This window comes from Hyphococcus sp. D3-15 (genome assembly GCF_055809375.1).
In genome coordinates, this window is sequence record NZ_CM147910.1 from 292,385 (window position 1) to 310,572 (window position 18,188).

Annotated in this window: 22 protein-coding genes and 1 pseudogene; 7 read left to right on the top strand and 16 right to left on the bottom strand. The window is 61.9% G+C overall.

All coding sequences use genetic code 11. The features are described from left to right. Positions 1–4 precede the first annotated feature (4 nt). Complete coding sequence (locus AC0L8G_RS01455) at positions 5–1,765, bottom strand: sodium:solute symporter family protein (RefSeq protein WP_473386210.1); 1,761 nt, start codon at positions 1,763–1,765, stop codon at positions 5–7. 10 nt (positions 1,766–1,775) lie between these two features. After that, on the bottom strand, positions 1,776–2,054 hold the full coding sequence (locus tag AC0L8G_RS01460; protein ID WP_473386211.1) for a DUF4212 domain-containing protein: 279 nt from the start codon (positions 2,052–2,054) through the stop codon (positions 1,776–1,778). Between the two features lie 136 nt (positions 2,055–2,190). On the opposite strand from AC0L8G_RS01460, the gene AC0L8G_RS01465 reads away from it, so the two are divergent. After that, a complete protein-coding gene (locus tag AC0L8G_RS01465) occupies positions 2,191–3,432 on the top strand; it encodes a multidrug effflux MFS transporter (protein ID WP_473386212.1) in 1,242 nt (413 codons plus the stop codon). Further along, complete coding sequence (gene rimM, locus AC0L8G_RS01470; protein WP_473386213.1) at positions 3,429–4,061, top strand: ribosome maturation factor RimM; 633 nt, start codon at positions 3,429–3,431, stop codon at positions 4,059–4,061. Before AC0L8G_RS01465 ends, rimM begins: the two co-directional genes overlap by 4 nt. Positions 4,062–4,130: 69 nt before the next feature. Here the strand turns inward: rimM and AC0L8G_RS01475 are convergent, their stop codons facing one another. Then, positions 4,131–5,021, bottom strand: coding sequence for a LysR substrate-binding domain-containing protein (locus AC0L8G_RS01475; RefSeq protein WP_473386214.1), 891 nt, complete (start codon positions 5,019–5,021; stop codon positions 4,131–4,133). 159 nt (positions 5,022–5,180) lie between these two features. Between AC0L8G_RS01475 and AC0L8G_RS01480 the strand changes: the two genes are divergently transcribed. From AC0L8G_RS01480 to AC0L8G_RS01495, 4 genes are all read left to right on the top strand, one after another. Further along, complete coding sequence (locus tag AC0L8G_RS01480) at positions 5,181–5,861, top strand: FMN-dependent NADH-azoreductase (protein WP_473386215.1); 681 nt, start codon at positions 5,181–5,183, stop codon at positions 5,859–5,861. Between the two features lie 65 nt (positions 5,862–5,926). Further along, positions 5,927–6,652: a tRNA (guanosine(37)-N1)-methyltransferase TrmD gene (gene trmD / locus AC0L8G_RS01485; protein WP_473386216.1), complete on the top strand. Its 726-nt coding sequence runs from the start codon at positions 5,927–5,929 to the stop codon at positions 6,650–6,652. Then, positions 6,649–7,047, top strand: coding sequence for a 50S ribosomal protein L19 (rplS, locus tag AC0L8G_RS01490; RefSeq protein ID WP_473386217.1), 399 nt, complete (start codon positions 6,649–6,651; stop codon positions 7,045–7,047). Before trmD ends, rplS begins: the two co-directional genes overlap by 4 nt. Before the next feature lie 199 nt (positions 7,048–7,246). Next, positions 7,247–7,813, top strand: a complete 567-nt coding sequence (locus AC0L8G_RS01495; protein WP_473386218.1) for an SRPBCC family protein — start codon at positions 7,247–7,249, stop codon at positions 7,811–7,813. Between the two features lie 4 nt (positions 7,814–7,817). Here AC0L8G_RS01495 and AC0L8G_RS01500 read toward each other — a convergent pair. The 6 genes and pseudogenes from AC0L8G_RS01500 to AC0L8G_RS01525 all read right to left on the bottom strand — a co-directional run bounded on the left by AC0L8G_RS01500 (position 7,818) and on the right by AC0L8G_RS01525 (position 11,592). After that, a pseudogene (locus AC0L8G_RS01500) lies at positions 7,818–9,115 on the bottom strand (M20/M25/M40 family metallo-hydrolase). Positions 9,116–9,310: 195 nt separating this feature from the next. Next, a complete protein-coding gene (locus AC0L8G_RS01505) occupies positions 9,311–9,748 on the bottom strand; it encodes an SET domain-containing protein (protein ID WP_473386219.1) in 438 nt (145 codons plus the stop codon). A 172-nt stretch (positions 9,749–9,920) separates the two neighbouring features. Continuing rightward, positions 9,921–10,295 (bottom strand): GNAT family N-acetyltransferase, encoded by a 375-nt coding sequence (locus AC0L8G_RS01510; RefSeq protein WP_473388931.1) that lies wholly within the window; start codon positions 10,293–10,295, stop codon positions 9,921–9,923. After that, the gene (locus AC0L8G_RS01515) at positions 10,180–10,458 is read right to left on the bottom strand and encodes a GNAT family N-acetyltransferase (RefSeq protein WP_473388949.1); all 279 of its coding nucleotides are present in this window, start codon (positions 10,456–10,458) and stop codon (positions 10,180–10,182) included. The genes AC0L8G_RS01510 and AC0L8G_RS01515 overlap by 116 nt, the downstream gene beginning before the upstream one ends. Beyond that, complete coding sequence (locus tag AC0L8G_RS01520) at positions 10,455–11,321, bottom strand: glycosyltransferase family 4 protein (RefSeq protein ID WP_473386220.1); 867 nt, start codon at positions 11,319–11,321, stop codon at positions 10,455–10,457. The genes AC0L8G_RS01515 and AC0L8G_RS01520 overlap by 4 nt, the downstream gene beginning before the upstream one ends. Further along, positions 11,251–11,592, bottom strand: a complete 342-nt coding sequence (locus AC0L8G_RS01525; RefSeq protein ID WP_473386221.1) for a hypothetical protein — start codon at positions 11,590–11,592, stop codon at positions 11,251–11,253. Before AC0L8G_RS01525 ends, AC0L8G_RS01520 begins: the two co-directional genes overlap by 71 nt. A 190-nt stretch (positions 11,593–11,782) precedes the next feature. Between AC0L8G_RS01525 and AC0L8G_RS01530 the strand changes: the two genes are divergently transcribed. Continuing rightward, positions 11,783–12,148 (top strand): hypothetical protein, encoded by a 366-nt coding sequence (locus tag AC0L8G_RS01530; protein WP_473386222.1) that lies wholly within the window; start codon positions 11,783–11,785, stop codon positions 12,146–12,148. Positions 12,149–12,153: 5 nt separating this feature from the next. Here the strand turns inward: AC0L8G_RS01530 and AC0L8G_RS01535 are convergent, their stop codons facing one another. The 7 genes from AC0L8G_RS01535 to AC0L8G_RS01565 all read right to left on the bottom strand — a co-directional run bounded on the left by AC0L8G_RS01535 (position 12,154) and on the right by AC0L8G_RS01565 (position 17,917). Beyond that, positions 12,154–12,801 carry a hypothetical protein gene (locus AC0L8G_RS01535; RefSeq protein WP_473386223.1) on the bottom strand — a complete coding sequence of 216 codons (648 nt, stop codon included), beginning with the start codon at positions 12,799–12,801 and terminating at the stop codon, positions 12,154–12,156. Then, positions 12,765–13,151 (bottom strand): hypothetical protein, encoded by a 387-nt coding sequence (locus AC0L8G_RS01540; RefSeq protein ID WP_473386224.1) that lies wholly within the window; start codon positions 13,149–13,151, stop codon positions 12,765–12,767. Before AC0L8G_RS01540 ends, AC0L8G_RS01535 begins: the two co-directional genes overlap by 37 nt. Beyond that, complete coding sequence (locus AC0L8G_RS01545; RefSeq protein WP_473386225.1) at positions 13,136–13,627, bottom strand: hypothetical protein; 492 nt, start codon at positions 13,625–13,627, stop codon at positions 13,136–13,138. The genes AC0L8G_RS01540 and AC0L8G_RS01545 overlap by 16 nt, the downstream gene beginning before the upstream one ends. Positions 13,628–14,004: 377 nt before the next feature. Beyond that, complete coding sequence (mdh, locus tag AC0L8G_RS01550; RefSeq protein ID WP_473386226.1) at positions 14,005–14,967, bottom strand: malate dehydrogenase; 963 nt, start codon at positions 14,965–14,967, stop codon at positions 14,005–14,007. Positions 14,968–15,107: 140 nt separating this feature from the next. Next, positions 15,108–15,725 carry a LysE family translocator gene (locus AC0L8G_RS01555; RefSeq protein WP_473386227.1) on the bottom strand — a complete coding sequence of 206 codons (618 nt, stop codon included), beginning with the start codon at positions 15,723–15,725 and terminating at the stop codon, positions 15,108–15,110. A gap of 6 nt (positions 15,726–15,731) precedes the next feature. Then, on the bottom strand, positions 15,732–16,430 hold the full coding sequence (locus AC0L8G_RS01560) for an outer membrane protein (RefSeq protein ID WP_473386228.1): 699 nt from the start codon (positions 16,428–16,430) through the stop codon (positions 15,732–15,734). A 104-nt stretch (positions 16,431–16,534) separates the two neighbouring features. Further along, a complete protein-coding gene (locus AC0L8G_RS01565; protein ID WP_473388933.1) occupies positions 16,535–17,917 on the bottom strand; it encodes an alanine/glycine:cation symporter family protein in 1,383 nt (460 codons plus the stop codon). Positions 17,918–18,188 lie beyond the last annotated feature (271 nt).

The following is an 18,188-nucleotide window of genomic DNA, read 5'->3' on the forward strand; positions in this document are numbered from 1 at the left end:
CGCATTAGCTTTTCGCTGACGCCGGCATCCTGATGCCGTCCACCATGGCGCGCACCGATTGCGGCGTCGGCTTCGTAAAGCTGGAGACGGCGATGGCGATGGCGAAATTCACCAGCATGCCCACCGCGCCGATCCCTTCCGGCGATATGCCGAACAGCCAGTGCTGCGCCTCATTCACCGCGCCGAACCAGGGCGACTTGAAATAGATGATGTAAGAGAGCGTGAAGACCAGCCCCGCGACCATCCCCGCAATCGCCCCTTCGCGATTGACGCCTTTGAAGAAGATGCCCATCAGAATCGCCGGGAAGAGCGAAGACGCCGCCAGCCCGAACGCAAGCGCCACCACCTGCGCCACGAAACCGGGCGGATTGATGCCCAGATAGCCAGCCACCAGGATCGCCGCAGCCGCCGCCCCGCGCGCCGCCAGCAATTCGGTTTTATCGGTAATCTGTGGGCGGAATGTTTTCTTCAGCAGGTCGTGACTGATCGAGGTGGAGATGACCAGCAACAACCCCGCCGCCGTCGACAGCGCCGCCGCCACGCCGCCAGCCGCGACCAGCGCAATCACCCAGCCGGGCAATCCCGCGATCTCCGGATTGGCGAGCACCATGATGTCGCGATCCACCAGAATTTCATTGCTGTTCGCGCTTGGCGCATTGGCGACCAGCCGTTCGCCATGCTTGCCGGTCTCGCCGGTGAATTCTGTGCGGCCCTCAAAAGGCTCGCCGGGGCCATATTGAATGACGCCATCGCCGTTTTTATCGAGCCAGGCGATCAGGCCGATGCCCTCCCAGCTTTTCACCCATTGCGGCGCTTCCGCATAGGATTTCTCGTTGACGCTATCGATGAAATTGAGGCGCGCAAAAGCGCCCACCGCCGGCGCCGTCAGATAAAGCAGCGCGATGAAAACCAGCGCATAACCGGCGGATTTGCGCGCGTCAGACATTTTCGGCACGGTGAAAAACCGCACAATCACATGGGGCAGGCCGGCCGTGCCGACCATTAGCGCCAGCGTGATGGCGAATATATCGATCTTTGATTTGGTCCCTTCGGTAAAGGCCGCAAAGCCGAGATCGACCAAAGACGCATCGAGCTTGTCGAGCACCGAAATCGTTTCACCCGCCACATTCGAGCCGAGCCCAAGCTGCGGGACGGGATTGCCGGTCATCAGCATCGAGATAAAAATCGCCGGGACCAGATAGGCGAACATCAACACGCAATATTGCGCCACCTGCGTATAGGTGATGCCCTTCATCCCGCCGAGCACGGCGTAAAAGAAGACGACGCACATGCCGGTGACGACGCCCCATTCAATCGGCATTTCTAGGAACCGGGAGAAGACAACGCCGACGCCGCGCATCTGTCCGGCGATATAGGTGAAGGAAACAACGATCAGGCAGATGACTGCGACAACCCGCGCCGCTTTTGAATAATAACGCTCGCCAATGAAGTCCGGCACAGTGAACTGTCCGAATTTGCGCAGATATGGCGCGAGCAACAGCGCCAGCAACACATAGCCGCCGGTCCAGCCCATCAAATAGACGCTCGCATCATAACCGGCGAAAGCGATGATCCCCGCCATGGAGATGAAGGACGCCGCGCTCATCCAGTCCGCGGCTGTCGCCATGCCATTCGCGACCGGGTGAATATGCCCGCCCGCAACATAAAACTCGGAGGTCGAGCGCGCCCGCGACCAGATCGCGATGCCGATATAAAGCGCGAAGGAAAGTCCGACAAAGATGAAGGTGAGGGTCTGCGCGTTCATGCCATGCCGCCTATTCGTCGCTGACGCCAAGGCGCTTTTCGAGCGCGCTCATTCGTGCGGCGTACACAAAGATCAAGATTACAAAGATGATGATCGAGCCTTGCTGGGCGAACCAGAAACCGAGCTTGAAGCCGCCAATGCGGATCGTGTTGAGCGCATCGACAAACAGCACGCCGGCGCCGAAGGAGACGGCGAACCAGATCGCAAGCAGCGTGCAGAGCAGTCTTACATTTTCGCGCCAATAAAGCGCAGCGCGGTCGCCGGACGTCGCCGGTTCATCTTTGTTCATGTTGCTCCCTCCCATGCGGGACTTTTTCGGGCGCTGTTTCGCGCCCTTTTTCAGGATCGGAACCCTAACGGCGTTTCCGGTGAAGTCCTATCCCCCTCTTATTGCCAAATCTCCCTCGCGCGCGTAGGTCCGCCCTATGACACAAGCCAGCCGCCCCCAGCCCCACCTGCCTTTCGTCGAACTCGTCGCCATCGTCGCGGCGGCGATGGCGTTGAACGCGCTCGCCGTCGACATGATGCTGCCCGCATTAGGCATCATCGGCGACGAGCTGGGCGCGGCGCATCCGAATGACCGTCAGTTGATCATCATCGTCTATGTTCTCGCTAACGGGATCGCGCAATTATTCTTCGGCCCGATTGTCGACCGCTTTGGACGCAAGCGCGTTTTGATGTGGTCGCTGGCGGGTTATACGGTCGGCTCGCTGCTTTGCGTTGTCGCGCCGTCCTTCATGCTGCTGCTGGCGGCGCGCGCCTTTCAGGGTATTGCGACAGCCGCAACGCGCGTCTCCGCCGTCGCGGTCGTGCGCGATCAATGTTCGGGCCGGCGAATGGCGGAAGTCATGTCCCTCGCCATCACGATCTTTATGGCGGCGCCGATCCTAGCGCCGGGCATTGGCCAGATCTTCCTCTTCTTCGCGCCATGGCGCTGGATCTTTCTCGGCCTGCTCGCCTATGGCGCGATCTTCGCCATCTGGGCTGCCTTCAGAATGCCGGAGACCATGGCGCCGGAAGACAGAAAGCCGCTTCAGGTCCAGACCATCGCCGCGTCCTATATGGTGTTTGTGCGCAACCGCATCTCCCTCGGCTATACGCTGGCCTCGTCATGCGTGTTCGGCGCGGTTTTCAGCTATATCAGTTCCGCCGAACAGATATTCTTGGAGATATTCGAATTGGGCGACGCGTTTGCATTGGTCTTCGCCTGCATCGCCAGCGCATTTGCAGTTTCATCGCTGATGAATTCGCGCATGGTGTCGCGCTTCGGCATGCGGCGGCTTTCCCATACTGCGCTGTTTGTGCTGATCGCGGCGAACTGTCTCCACCTGCTGGCGATCGCGACGGTCGGCGAAAACCTGACGGTCTTTGTCATTTGCATGATGGCGTCGTTTCTGGCGCTCGGCCTGATCGGACCGAACGCCACCGCCCTCGCCATGGAGCCCATGGGCCACAATGCCGGCGCGGGCGCCGCGCTGAACGGTTTCGCCGGCACCACCATTGCCGGATTTTTCGGCGGCGTGATCGGCGGCCGCTATGACGGCACCACAACGCCCATGGTGATCGGCTTTATCGCGCTTGGCGTGTTGTCGCTCATCGTCGTTCTGTGGACGGAAAAGGGCAAATTGTTCGGCGTCGGCGAACATGCGCCGGAGCCGGCGGAATGAGCGCGGCGGCGACACCACCAAAGCAGCGCGCCAAGGCGCGCGCTTGTCTCGGCGCCTTCGCCGGAGCCCATGGGGTGAAGGGCGAGACCAAGGTCAAAACCTTCACCGAGGCGCCGGAAAACATCGCCGATTACGGCGTGCTTGAAACCGAAGACGGCGCGCGGCGCTTTACGCTGAAATTCGTGCGGGCGCTGAAAGGCGATTTCATCATCGCCAGCGCGCCGGAGATCAAAAGCCGCGAAGACGCCGAAAGCCTTAAAGGCGTGCGGCTCTATGTTGACCGCGCCGCCCTGCCCGAACCGGAAGAAGACGAGTTTTATCTCGACGATCTTGTGGGACTTGCAGTTTTCGATGAAGCCGGCGCGGCCATGGGCAAGGTGAAGGCGGTCTATAATTTCGGCGCCGGCGACTTGCTCGAGGTGGCGAATATTCCGGGCGTCAAAGGCGTGCGGCTGATCCCCTTCACCAAGGCGGCTGTTCCGGCGGTTGATCTGGAAACGGGCACGGTCGCCGTCGCGCGCGATTATCTCGAAGCCAGCGAGACGCCGTCGATCAGCGATGAGACCGGCCAGATCGTCAGCGACGATATCGATGTGGATCTCGACGCCATGCGCCAGGAAGACAGCTAAGCCAACCCACTGGCGCGGCGACATTCCGGCCGTCGACCTTTCGGGAAACGACAAGAGCCCGCCGACGCGCTATTCAGCCTTATTCAAATGCGCCTGCAGCCAGCGCATAAAATCGCGAACGCGTTTCACCTCAAAACGCTCCGGCAGGCATAGAGCGACATATTCCGCGCCTTGAAGGCGGATTTCCGAGCGATATGGCGCAAGCAGCCTTCGCGCCACCATGTCGCCGGCCAGCGCGGAGCTCGCCAGCACCAGCCCCTGTCCGGCGATGGCGGCCTGAAGCGCGTAATATTCCTCGTCAAACATCATGACGTTCAAGTCCGGCGTCGGCGCCACTTCGCCAGCGGCGGCAAGCCAATGCTCCCAGGAGACATGTTTCAAAACCGGCCGCCGCCAGCGCGTAGCCAGCAGCAGCGCGTCCTGGAAAGAACGAATCGTTTCAATCAATCCGGGCGCGCCGTAAACGCCGAACGTCTCGCCCAGCAACGCAGCCGCATGAAGATCCGGATACGGACCGCCTCCGTAGCGGATCGCAATGTCGACCTGCCGCTCCCGGCGCAAATCCACCGGCTCGGCGCCGGTGAGCAATTGCACGCTGATCTCCGGATGGCGCGCATAAAACGCCGGCAGATGCGGCGCGAGCCGCAACGCGGCGAAGGCCGGCGTCGTTGTCACCGTAAGCGTGGTCTGCGCCGCCGCGATGCGCTCCAGCGCCTGCCTGATCTGCAACAGGCCGCTGCCGACGGCGGCCGCCAAAACCTCGCCGGACTGGGTCAGAGCGACCGCGCGCGGGCGGCGCGCAAACAGCGCAATCCCCAGCGCCTCTTCAAGCCCGCGCACCTGATGCGACACCGCTGTCGGCGTCACCCCCAATTCCTCAGCGGCGACTTTGAAGCTGCCAAGGCGCGCCGCCGCCTCAAATGTGCGCAGCGCCGACGGCGATGGCATTTTCCCGAACATGGCCAATTTATAGATGATTTTTATTCATCTATCGATGATTATTTTTCCTTTGTAGTGCGCTGATTTTAATAACAATTATTGGTTTCACCAGATGAAAAGAGATTTTCGAACCATCATACAGAACCGGGCGCCGCCCCGGCTGAAGACAGGAGCCGCTACATGCCCACGCTTTTGAGACTGGACGCCAGCGCCAACACATCATCCTCCCTGACCCGCGCCCTCGCCGACCGCTTTGTCGATGAATGGAGCGCCCAGCGACCTCAAGACCGGCTGATCGTCCGCGATGTCGGCGTCGCACCTCCGCCGGCGCTGTCGGAAACCTTCCTCGCCGCCGCGTTCGAAAAGGGCGAGCGCAGCGAGGACCAAAAAGCCGCGCTGAAACTATCGGACGAGTTGATCAGTGAGCTTGAAGCCGCCGACATCATTATCATCGCAACGCCGATGTATAATTACGGCATGCCCGCCGCCCTGAAGGCGTGGTTCGATCAGGTGATCCGCATCAACAAGACATTCACATTCGACCTCGCGCGCGGCGACCGGCCGCTCGAACCCATTTTAAACGGCAAAATGCTTGCGGTGCTGACGTCGAGCGGAGAATTCGGCTTCGCGCCGGGCGGGCTTAACGAAAGCGCCGGGCACCTTGTGCCGCATATCCGGACTTGCGCGAAATATCTTGGCGTCGATCACATCCGCCATATCGGCATCGAATATCAGGAGTTCCGCGACGAGCGCCACCGCGCGTCGAAGGAAGCCGCGTTCGCGGCGATCCCGGCGCTGGTTGCGGAACTCTCCTCGCGCGTATCTGAGCGTGCCCGCGCAGAACCGGCGCTCGCCTCCTAGCTTGCGCGCCGAACGGCGCGGCCGCGCTTGCCTCGCTCCCGCCCGCATGCCATCTGACGCCCATTATGTGGCAGGCGACCATCCTCACCCTTTATCCGGAGCTGTTTCCGGGCCCGCTCGACGCCTCGATCCTCGGACGGGCGGCGGCGGAGGGCATGTGGGCGCTGGATACGGTCAATATCCGGGATTTTTCCGACAATAAATACGGCTCGGTGGACGACACCCCGGCCGGCGGCGGGCCCGGGCTCGTCATGCGGGCGGATTTGCTGGCCGCCGCGATCGACAGCGTGCCCCGAAACGACCGGCCAATTCTCTGCCTTTCGCCCAGAGGCGCCCCGCTGACCCAGGCCCGGGCGCAGGCCCTGTCCGAGGGGCCCGGCCTGATCGCGCTGTGCGGCCGGTTTGAGGGCCTGGATGAGCGGATTTTCGAGGCCAGAGACGTCGAAGAGGTCTCAATCGGGGATTTCGTGCTCGCCGGGGGCGAAATCGCCGCCATGGCCCTGACTGAGGCTTGCGTCCGGCTCATTCCGGGGGTATTGGGCTCGGCTTCCTCCCTCGGGGAGGAAAGCTTTGAAGGCGGCCTATTGGAATACCCCCAATATACCCGCCCGAGAGAATTCGAGGGCCGGGCCATCCCGGATGTGCTGTTGTCAGGCGATCATCAGAAAATCGCTGACTGGCGGCGCAAGCAGGCCGAAGCAATAACGCGGACGCGACGACCGGACCTCTGGGAGAGGTTTTCATCTAACGGTCCTATCCGGCGCGACAACAACAAGGAACCGAAGCGATGAACATCATCGAGCAGCTCGAGCAAGAGCATATCGCCGAACTCGGCAAAACCATTCCCGAATTTGCGCCGGGCGACACTGTCAAAGTGAACGTCAAGGTCAAGGAAGGCGAACGCGAACGCATTCAGGCCTTTGAAGGCGTCTGCATTGCGCGCACCGGCGGCGGCCTCAATGAGAGCTTCACCGTCCGCAAGATTTCCTTCGGCGAAGGCGTCGAGCGCGTCTTTCCGGTCTATTCGCCGCTGGTCGATTCCATCGACGTCGTGCGCCGCGGTAAAGTGCGCCGCGCCAAGCTGTATTATTTGCGCGACCGTCGCGGCAAGTCGGCCCGGATCACCGAAAAGGTCGATCACCGCGCCAAGGGCAAAGGCAAAGGCGCGAAAGCCAAAAAAGCCTAAGCGCCGCCTAATTGCGAAATTCAGAACGGGACCCGTCGGGTCCCGTTTTTTATTGGCGCGCCCTGCGCCCCGCAAGCCCTTCTTCTCCTTGTGAGAATCCGACGAGCCGGCCTGCGATGCGGAAACCGGTGACTCGCCCGGCCCGCCCTGTTAACCTTTTCATCGCTCAGTTGGGGCTCACACATGGGGAGGTGAGGCGATGGCGGGACGCATTCTCAAGCGCATTCTACAAGGCGCAGGCGCGACATTCGCCGCCCTGTTCGCCCTTGGCTATGTTTTGCCCGACCGCGCCTATGTTGAGCGCGAAATCATCATCGACGCCCCGGCCGAAACAATCTTCGCCCTGCTCAGCGATTTCAAAAGCTGGAAAGACTGGACGCCGCTTGCGCAAATTGGTCCGCAGGCGGATTACCACACCAGCGGCGAAGGCGTCGGGCAAATGCTGGAAGTGAAAGCCGCGTATCTCCCGCCCGCCCGCATGACGCAGGAGATTGTCGCCATCGCCGAGCCGGCGCGACTGGTGACGCGCACCAATCTCGCGGATCTCGGTGAAGCCGACAGCGCGTTCACCTTGCTGCCTGAACCCGATGGCGCGGTGCGGGTGGTCTGGTCTTTCGATTCCAACCTGCGCGACGAGGCGCCGTTTCTCCTAAAGCCGTTCTGGACCTATGCGAGCTATTTCGCCGAGCCGGCGCTTGGCCCCGCATCCGAGCAAAGCCTCGCCGAATTGAAACGCGTCGCCGAAGCAGCCAGCCACGCCGGTTAAATAATCATTGCCCGGCGACCGGCAGGCGGCCGAAATCGCCTTCCATCTCCGACGCCATATAGATGAAAGCCGCCCAGGCGGCAACATTCTGGCGAAGCGCCTCCGGATCAATTTTGTCGAGCGTATCGTCCGGCGTGTGATGGAGATCGAAATAGTCGGTCCCGTCCTGGCGCAGCGAAACCACGGGCACGCCCATGCGCCGGATCGGGGTGATGTCGGCGCCGCCAAAGGCGTTGTTGTCGCCGGGGATAATCGCCAGCCGCCGCAGCGCGCGTTCAAACGCATCCGCCTTGGGCAAGGCTTCGTCCGCAAAAGCAGTGTCGAAGCGATAGACCGGACCGGCGCCGAAATCGGACTCCGCCGCGATGATGTGTTTGTCGATCTCGTCCGCATGGGCTTTGGCGTAGGCCGCGCCGCCAAAAATGCCGACCTCTTCCGCGCCCCACATGACGACGCGAATGGTGCGCGTCGGCTTGCCCTTAAGCTCATCGACAAGCTTCGCCGCCGCCATGGTGATGGCGATCCCGGCGCCGTCGTCAATCGCGCCGGTGCCAAGATCCCAACTGTCGAGATGGCCGCCAATCACGATCAATTCATCGGTCTTGCCGGGGATCTCGCCAATCACATTGCCGGACTCAACGCTTGCAGCCGTCTCCACCTGCACATCAAGGCGGACGGTGACCGGAACGTCAGCGCGCTCCATCGCCCGCGCCAACTGATCCGCATCCGGGTTGGAGAGCGCAGCGATCGGAACCGGAGTCAGCGCCGGGGCGCGCATCGCGCCGCCCGTATGAGGGTTGCGGTGACTATCCGTGCCGACCGAACGGATCAGCACCGCCACGGCGCCGCGCTTTTCCGCTTCGCCCGCCGCCGCCCCGCGCTTGCGGACCGCCGTTCCATAGCCCGACCCGTCCTGGGTGCGCGCCATCGGCTCGTCGACAAAAATGATCTTGCCTTCAAATCCGGTTTCCGGCGCCGCCTGCAACTCCGGCAGCGTGCCGAAGCGCACGATTTCCGCTGTCACGCCGCCTTCCGGCGTTGCGCTGGAGCCGCCCAGCGCCGTCACCGCCAGCGGTTGCGCGAAAGGCGAGACAATCTCCGCCGCCTCCGACACCCGCGCCCAATAGGGCATCTGGTAGGTTTCGATGCGGACATTTTTAAAGCCGAGGCTTTTCAGCTTGGCGGCGCCCATTGGCGCGCCCGCGCCTCCTGCGCCGAACCCGCAAGGCGCGGCCCGACCTCCGTCGTCACGCTTTCAACGATCTCCCATGCGAGATCGTCTTTCAGGCCTGCATCGATCAACTGATCGACAGTGCGGGCCTGTGTCGCGGTTAGGGAAGGAGCCGGCGGCGGCGCATCCTGCGCCGCCGCGGCCGTGAAAAAAGAATTCCCGCCGTCGCCAGGATGGCGACGTTTTTGTTTGTCATGGGTAGTCCCCTCGCTGGCGTTCACCGATCATGATCGGCGTTAGCGCGCGAAGGTCAACCGGTAACTTCCCTAGTGGTCGGCGTGACCGTTTGCCAGAGAGTTTGTTTTCGCCTGCGCGAAGGCTGCGACCATTGACGGCAACAGCGCGAATTCCGGATCGAATTCGTTATAGTTGCACAACAGCTCCTCGCCCGCAGCGATGTCGCGGGTGGCGTAGCCCTCGATCACTTTTGTGAAATTCGTGTTGGGCTCAAGGGTGTGGTTCATGAACCGGCCATTGTCGATTTCGATGACCAGCATGTCCGGCTGGTCATGCGCCGGATAGGCGTATTTGCACAGGAACTCCTGCATCATGGGCGTCTGCTCGCTAAGCCACGACGCCGGGACAAGACGGTCGAAGTCTGGTTCGTACCGCCAGATCAAGGCGCCTTTTTTGATCGGTTCGCTCGTAAAAACGCCAACGCCTTCGACGTCGCTCGGGGCGACGTATGTCGGAACAAGCATCATCTCAAGATGGTCTCCAAGCCGGACAAATGGGACGGCAGCCCCGCGTGCGACAGCACGCAATCTCCAGATCGGCCGCGATTGCGACCGGCGCGTTCGAACGGCTCGACGGCGAGGAAATCAAATCGTCAAAATGCGGGGGATTTCAAGTGAAAATTTCGCGCTGCCGGAAAATTCATCCGAACCGGGACAACCAGGCCTGGCGCTCCGCCGCCCAGATGTCGAGCTTGTAGCCCGCGAACTCGAAGACCTCGCCTGTTTTCGTCTCGCCGATTTTGGCGGCGACCGCCTGGCTGTTGGCGTTGGAGGGGTCGATGCTGGAAATGATGCGCGGAAGCTCCGGGAACTGATGAAAGGTCCAGTTGATCGCGCCGATCGCGGCTTCGGGCGCGTAGCCCTGCCCCCAATAGGCGGGGTGGATGGTCCAGCCGCATTCAAGACCGGGCCAGCCTTCGGGCATCCAGGGACCGACGCGGCCGATCCAGTCGCCGCTCGCCTTTTCCTCGACCGAGAACCAGCCGAAGCCGCAGAATCTCCCAGTGCCCCAGATAAGAGGCGAACTGACGCCACAGATCCGGGCGCGGCTGCGGCTTGCCTTCCGGCGCCAGGCTCGCCGCAACCAGAGGCTCCTGCATCATGGCGATATGCGCGTCGCAGTCGCCCGGCGCGAGCGGCCGCAAGACAAGTCGTTCGGTTTCGATGCGGATGCTCATGGGCGCGCTCCTTTCAACTTCTCGGCGATCGCTTCCACGCGCCTTGCATTGCCGGCCCAGGTGAAGTCGCGGGCGACAAGCGTTTCTCGCGCAGCGGCGCCCAACCTGTCGCGCAAGGCCGCATCCGCCGCAAGGGCGCGCAACGCTTTTTCAAATCCGTCCGCCGCAAACAGCAGCGCATCGGCGCCATCCGTCAGCACTTCCCTGATATTGCCCTGATCCGGCGCAATGACGGCTTTGCCCTGCGCCATATATTCAAACAGCTTCAATGGCGAGGCGTAGTCGACCACAGCAGGCTGCAGGGCGATGTCGAAGGCCGCCACATAAGCGGGCATGGCGGCGCGCTGCACGACGCCGGTGAGGTGCATGCGATCGCGGACGCCCAACTCGCTCGCCAGCGCTTCCAGCCCGGCGCGCGCCGGCCCGTCGCCGACGATCAGCAAATGCAGGTGGTCGCCCGGTTCGCTCGCCAAAAATCGTACAGCCCGGTCGAGCCCGTGCCACTCGCGGACAAAGCCGGTGAAACCAAGCACCAGCTTTCCTTCAAGCCCATGGCGCGCCCGCACTGTTTCCGGGTCTGCCGGCGCCAGAAACGCCTCATCGACGCCATTGTGAATGACTTCGATCCGTTCCGGCGCCACGCCCGCCGCCCGGACCTGCTCCGCCAGCGCCTCGCTGACGGGCAGCACCATGTCGGCGGCGCGCCAGATCGCCGCTTCATCGTCGCGCGCCAGTTTTTTGAGCGCGAGCTTTCCGTGCGCGGCGCGCTCGCGCGCCAGCGGCGCATTCACCTCAAGCAGCATCGGCAAGCCAAGCTTGCGCTTGGCCCAGACCCCGGCGTGAAAAAAGATTGTAGCGCTCATAGAGTATCTCCGGCGCGCTCGCGCGCGCGGCGACCATCAGGCGCCGATAGGCGGGAATGGAATAACCAAACTCCGCACATTCATAGAGCGCCGCAGGCAGCAGCGCCTTCAGCCCGCGCCGGTCTTCGGCATCGAGTTTTTTCTCGCGCAGATCACCCGGCCCGCACAAAACCACATCATGGCCGCGTGCGCCGAGCGCCGCCGTCAGCGCCGAAATATGAACCCATTGGCCGTCGGCGGCGCGGGTGCGGTGTGAGTAGAGAAACTTCATCGCCAGCCTTCTAGCCTGATGCGGGGCGGCTTCGCCACGCCTGCCGTTCGCTTTTGAGGCGAAGGCCCGCCGCATGACACACGCAGAAGGCGCCGCCCGGCGATCAAATGCTCGCTTCAACCCGAGCAGCCGCTTGCACCGGCGCAGCCTGAAGCGCAGCATGACTCATGTAGTTTAGGTGGAGTATGCGATGCGGGTTTCAGCAATTGTTGCAGGCCTGGCGGCCCTCGCCGTCAGCACCGGCGCCATGGCGCATCCCGGCGCACGTCTGCTGACGCTGGACAGCAAGTCAGAACAGGGGGCGATGGGCCCGGGCGTCAGCTTTGAAGAGATCAACGGCGTACATCTGTTCAAGGGCCCGGCGCAAAAAGCGCCCGCCTTTGACGACAGCGCGTTGCTGGGCGGCGAACCGGCTGCGGTCAGTCAGGATGTGGTGGTGATCATCAAGCAGCGCCCCTGGCGGCGAATTCGCCATCTGCGCACCCAGGGCTTTTATTCCGGCGTTCCCTATCCGTCGCGGCGCTATACCCAAGGCTTTTACAGCGGGCGCCGCTAACGCGCTTACGGGCGGAGCATGCTGAGATAAGATATGTTCGCGCCTTCGCGTTCCGGTTTTATCCGCGGCGCAGGCGAGGCAGGCATTGATTGCGGCTCAGCCGGGGACGCCGCTTCCTCCGCCCCCTTTGCATCTATGCCGGCGCCGGCAGGGCCGATGATCGTCGGTGTTCCCAGCGGCTTGTCTTCTTCAGCGCTCACCGGCGACGGCGGCGACGGCGGCCCGCCAAAATCCGGCAGGCCCATCCGCATCAGATCGAGCTCCATCTGCATCCGCGCCAGCTCCATCTCGTAAAGCTTAGTGCAATCGGGCCGGTCAGGCCGCTTGCCAAGAGGGACAACAACCCGCCCGTAAAGAGCTGCGGTGTCGCGGTTGAACACATCCTGCGCGCCGATCAGGCCGACATCCACATAAGCGCCGCCGCTCGCCACCGCGCTCTGACAGGTCACCCCGCCGGCGCCGCGCACCATGTCCTGGCCGCTGACCGATGGCGCGGTCGGAAGATAGACGCTGTTCTGGTTGTACACCGAGCTTTGCGAAGGCGGCGCATAAGGGGGATAATAATAGGGCGCCTCCTGCCCGAAGGCAGGCGAAGCGACACACAATATCGCCGCCGTCAGCGCCCGACCCGGACGATGTCGTATCTTCCGCATACTTCTCCTCGCATTTGCGCGCCGACACCGTTCAGAAAATAAGGCGATGTCACACAGATATTGAGACGGCGCCGCGCCGGCGCGGCGCCCCACACATAAAACGCAACCGTTTCTCCCGGCGGCACATAAATCACCGGCGCGCCGCTGCGCACATCGCCCGCCACCTCACCGTGCTCATCATAGATGGCGAGGCGAAACCGCTGCGCCGTTTCATATGGATTGAACGCCTTGAGCTGCATGGCGAAACGGTTGGTGTGCGTCTTCACTTCGCCGGTCATCGGCGACAGCGCCTGGGCGCATGCCGGCGCCGCCGCGAACAGGGCGATGAAACCGACTATGAAGCTTCGCATCTGATCGTCACCGGAATTTGATAAGCGCCGGCGGGAAAAACCCCCGCCCCTTTTGTCGCCGTCACGCCGACTTGCAGGTTCGTCACGCCAAGACCGAGCGAAGACAGCGCGCCCGCGACCACATCCGTCAGCGATGTGACGCCGGTGGCGCTGACCAGCGCGTCATAGGAAACACCGCTATCGCCCCCGACAGGCATTGATGTGAAAGTGGTTGGCGCATCTATGGCGAGATCGAAATTGAGGCTCGTGGTGGTGACAAGCGCAAGACCACGGCCGCCGCCAGGGTTTTCACTCGACATCGACGTGTAGCTCGCATTTGGCGTGATGGTTCCCGGCGTCGAGACTGCAACAATACAGATATCGAGCAGGCTTCCGTTGAAGATCACGTCGCCGCTGGTTTGCGCAATCGCGCTATTCGCGGCGCACAGGGCTGCTGACGCAAAACCAAAAGACAATAGACTTCGTCGTAACGGCATCAACGCACACCCTCATGCTTCGATGGATTTCTGGGGACTTCTCGCGGAAAATTCTTGCGCCGCTCAACGGACTGCTTCTGCACGCCCTCGCGGATGACTCATGTCGGCTGAAATTTTTCCAGGAAAAGCTTCGGCGACGATTTTGATATTAGCGCGCGCCAATCACCAAAGCGTTAAGCATGAATCGCATTTCGCCCGTGCACGGACTGTTTTTGAATCGTTTCCGCCGAAAACAAATGTCGCAACGCAAAAATGATTCTGCGGCAAAAAACCAAGCAAATACAGGCAAAAGAAAAGGGGGCGTCCGAAGACACCCCCCATATGGGGGTAACGACACCACCGACCGACTACCCCCATATGGGGGTATTGCCGCTATATCAGCCGAGGCTCGGATCGAGCTTGACGCAGGCTTCCATCAATTCATGGACGGCCGCGACGGAGCTGTCGAACATCGCTTTTTCTTCAGCATTCAGCTTGACCTCGACGATGCGCTCGCATCCGCCTTCGCCCAGCACGATCGGCACGCCCACATAAAGGTCTTTCAGGCCATATTGGCCGTTCAACTGCGCCGCACACGGAACAACCAGTTTCTTGTCCTTGATGTAGCATTCCGCCATCTGGATCGCCGACGCCGCCGGGGCGTAGTAAGCAGAGCCGGTCTTCAAGAGCGCGACAATCTCGCCGCCGCCCTTGCGGGTGCGATCGACAATGGCGTCGATCTTGGCTTGCGTGGTCCAGCCCATCTCAATCAGGTCCGGCAAGGGAATGCCGGCGACGGTCGAATAGCGCACCAGCGGCACCATAGTATCGCCATGGCCGCCGAGCACGAAGGCGGTGACGCTTTCCACTGAAACGTTGAACTCTTCGGCGAGGAAGAAACGGAAGCGCGCCGAATCGAGAATGCCGGCCATGCCGACAACCTTGTTCGCGGGCAAGCCGGAAAATTTCTGCAGCGCCCAGACCATGGCGTCGAGCGGGTTGGTGATGCAGATAACCAGCGCGTTCGGGGCGTGCGCCTTGATGCCTTCGCCGACGGACTTCATGACTTTGAGGTTGATGCCGAGCAGGTCGTCGCGGCTCATACCGGGCTTGCGCGCGACACCGGCGGTGACGATGCACACATCCGCGCCGGCGATGTCTTTATAGTCCTGCGTGCCTTTGAGGCGGCAGTCATAGCCGTCAATCGGCGCGCTTTCGGCGATGTCGAGGCCTTTGCCTTCGGGGATGCCTTCTGCGATGTCGAACAGAACAACATCGCCGAGTTCTTTCTGGGCGGCGATATGGGCGAGCGTGCCGCCGATCATGCCAGCGCCAATGAGGGCGATTTTCTTGCGGGCCATGGGTTATCTCCTTGGGAACAGGCGCGAGTGCCGCGCGGAATGAGATCGTCGGCGCGTGGTCTAGCGCAAGGCGGGCCGGTTTTGAAGGCGGCGGATGCGCTCATCAGCGCTTTTCTTTTCGCCGTCGGATTGGGGGAAAACTACTTCCGCGACAGGGCGAGGCCGGCCGCCGCCAGGATCAACACCCCGCCGGTGACGCGATTGCCCCAGCGCCCGATGCGGGCGAAGAGCGGGCGGGCGCGGGCCGCCGTGAGCGCCCAGCCGGAATCGATCAAGACGCTGACGACAAAAAACGTCGCGGCCAGCAAGGCAAGCTGGGGCAGCGCCGGCGCATCGGCGGAAACAAATAATGGGAAAAACGCCGCGTAAAAAATCAGCGGCTTCGGATTGAACAAGGCGACGAAAAACCCTTCGGCGAAAAGCCGGCGCGGCGATTTCGCGGACACTTCCGTCAGATCGTCAGGCGACAGCGTCGCGCGCTCGCGCAAGGCCTTCACGCCGAGATAAAACAGATAGGCCGCGCCAAGCCATTTGATCCAGAACAGCGCCGCGCCCATCTGCGCCAGCAGCGCCGACAAGCCGAAACACACCAGCACCATATGCAGGACGCAAGATGACGCCGTTCCCGCGATGATCCAGAACGCGTTCTTCGCGCCCCAGCGCAGGCTGGTCGCCACAACAAGCGCCACCACCGGCCCCGGCGTGATGATCAACAACACGGTCGCGGCGACAAAGGCGAGATAAAGTTCGGGAGTCATGACCCGTTAAAAGGACTTGCGCACCGAGACCATCACCGAAGACGCCTGATAGCGCTCGCCGGTGATCGCGGTGTCGAAAGGGCCTTCCGGTTCGAAATCGTCAATCGACGGACCAAAGCCTAGTTCGTTGGTGCGCAGATAAACATATTCAAGGTCGGTCGAAAAACCGCCGCCCATGGCCAGCGACACCCCCGCCCGGCCCTGCAGGGCGAGCGCGGCGTCGCGCTGGGCGTTTTCATTTTCGATAAAGGCGCCGCCCACGCCGCCGCCAATATAAGGCGTCAGCGCGCTGGAATTGGCGAAGTCGAAATAGAAATTCGCCATCAGCAGATGGCCGACGATTTTGTCATTGACCGTCGCCGCCGGGGTCGGCCCCGTTAGGGTGTCGTTGACGAGGACCGCATCGATATCCGCAGACGCGTATTTATATTCAAGCTCCGTGCGGATGCCGTCGGCATAGTCGAAGCCGAGAGCGAACACGCCCGTATAGCCCGTGCCGGTGTCAACGGACTGACCGGTGGGCGGCGCTGAGATGAAGACCGCATCCGGGTTGTAGTTGAAATCCTGATCCCAGTTGCTGACGAAACTGACGCCGGCGCCGACGCGCGCATAGACGCTGCCCTGGGCGACGTCGTCCTGGGCGCAAGCGGCGCCTGATGCAAACGCCGTCAGTCCCGCCGCTGCAAACGCAATACAGAATTTCACCGCCAGAACTCCTTGAGGTTTCGTCGCCAGAATAGCCGCGCCCGGCGGGAAACCGCAAGCGGGACGGGCCTCACACTGTCTTGAGGGCCCGTCCCGTCGCAAGGTCAGCCTTTGGCTTTTTCCGCTTTTTCCCGCGCGAAATATTCGTTTGTCATGCGGAACACAAGCGGTGACAAAATCAGCAGCGCAACGAGGTTCGGCGCCGCCATCATGCCGGTGAGCGTATCGGTGGCGAGCCAGACCGTGTTGATCACCGCATCCACATCATCGCCCGCATACAGCACCATGGTCGCGGCGAACACGATCAGGACATAAACGATACGGTAAGGCAGGACCGCCTTTTCGCTGAACAGATATTCCGCGCAGCGTTCGCCGTAATAGCTCCAGCCGAGAATGGTGGTGAAGGCGAACAGCGCGAGCGAAATCGTGACGATGTGACCGCCAATGCCCGGCAGCGCCGACTCGAAGGCGGAAATGGTGATGGGCGGACCCGTATCGCAGATCGCCGGCATCACATCATTGGTCAGGATCGACACGGCATTGCATTCCGGCGGAATGACGCCGGTCACCAAAATCGCGATGCCGGTGATCGAACAGATCACGATCGTGTCGATAAAGGTGCCCAACATGGCGATGACGCCCTGATTGACCGGGTCCTTGTTTTTCGCCGCCGCATGGGCGATCGGCGCAGAACCCTGCCCCGCTTCGTTTGAGAAAATGCCGCGCGCAACGCCGCGTTGCATCGCCAGCATCAACAAAGCGCCGGAAAAGCCGCCCAGCGCCGCATCAAAACCAAAGGCGCGCTTGATCACCAGCATGAACGCATCCGGCACGCCGCCAATATTGAGGCCGATAACCACCACGCCGCCGATGAAATAAAACGCCGCCATGGTCGGCACAAGCTTTTCGGCGACGCTGGCGATGCGTTTGATGCCGCCAAGGATAACGGCGCCCGCAAGCGTCATCATCACGACGCCGGTAAGCCAGATCGGCACGTCATAGCTTGAGTTCAGCGCATCGGCGACCGACACCGCCTGAATGTAATTGCCGGTGCCGAAAGCGGCGAACATGCCGAAGATCGCGAACAGCCCGCCAAGCCATATCCAGTTTTTTCCGAGACCGTTTTTGATGTAATACATCGGCCCGCCCACATGGCGTCCGTCATGGTCAATCTCTCTGAATTTAACGGCGAGCACGCCTTCGGCGTATTTCGTCGCCATGCCGACCAGCGCCGTCATCCACATCCAGAACAAGGCGCCCGGACCGCCAATCGCAATCGCCACCGCGACGCCCGCGATATTGCCGGTGCCGACGGTAGAAGACAGCGCCGTCATCAAGGCGCCGAACGGGGAGACGTCGCCATCCTCGCCGGCATGGCGCCGGCCGCCGCGGAACAACTGTCCGAAGGCGTAGGGAATGCGCAGGATCGGCATGAAACCGAGCCCGATGGTCAGGTAAAGGCCGGTGCCAAGCAGCAGCAGGAGCATGGGCGGACCCCACACAACCCCATTCACTGAACCGATGAGATCTGAAATCACGAAACGCCCCTCTGCTGCTGATCAGATATAAAGGCGGGACATTAGGCGGGGCCGCCCCTTTCGGGCAAGGGAAAGCTCCAAAACCGCCAGCGCGCCAAGGACATAAGTCCGGCACTACCATTGCGCCGCCGGCGCCCCCGCATTCTCCGCATCGATGTCGCGACCGGTGAGAATATGGCGGAAATGGCCGCCATTGAGGCGATTTTATGAACCGAAACAA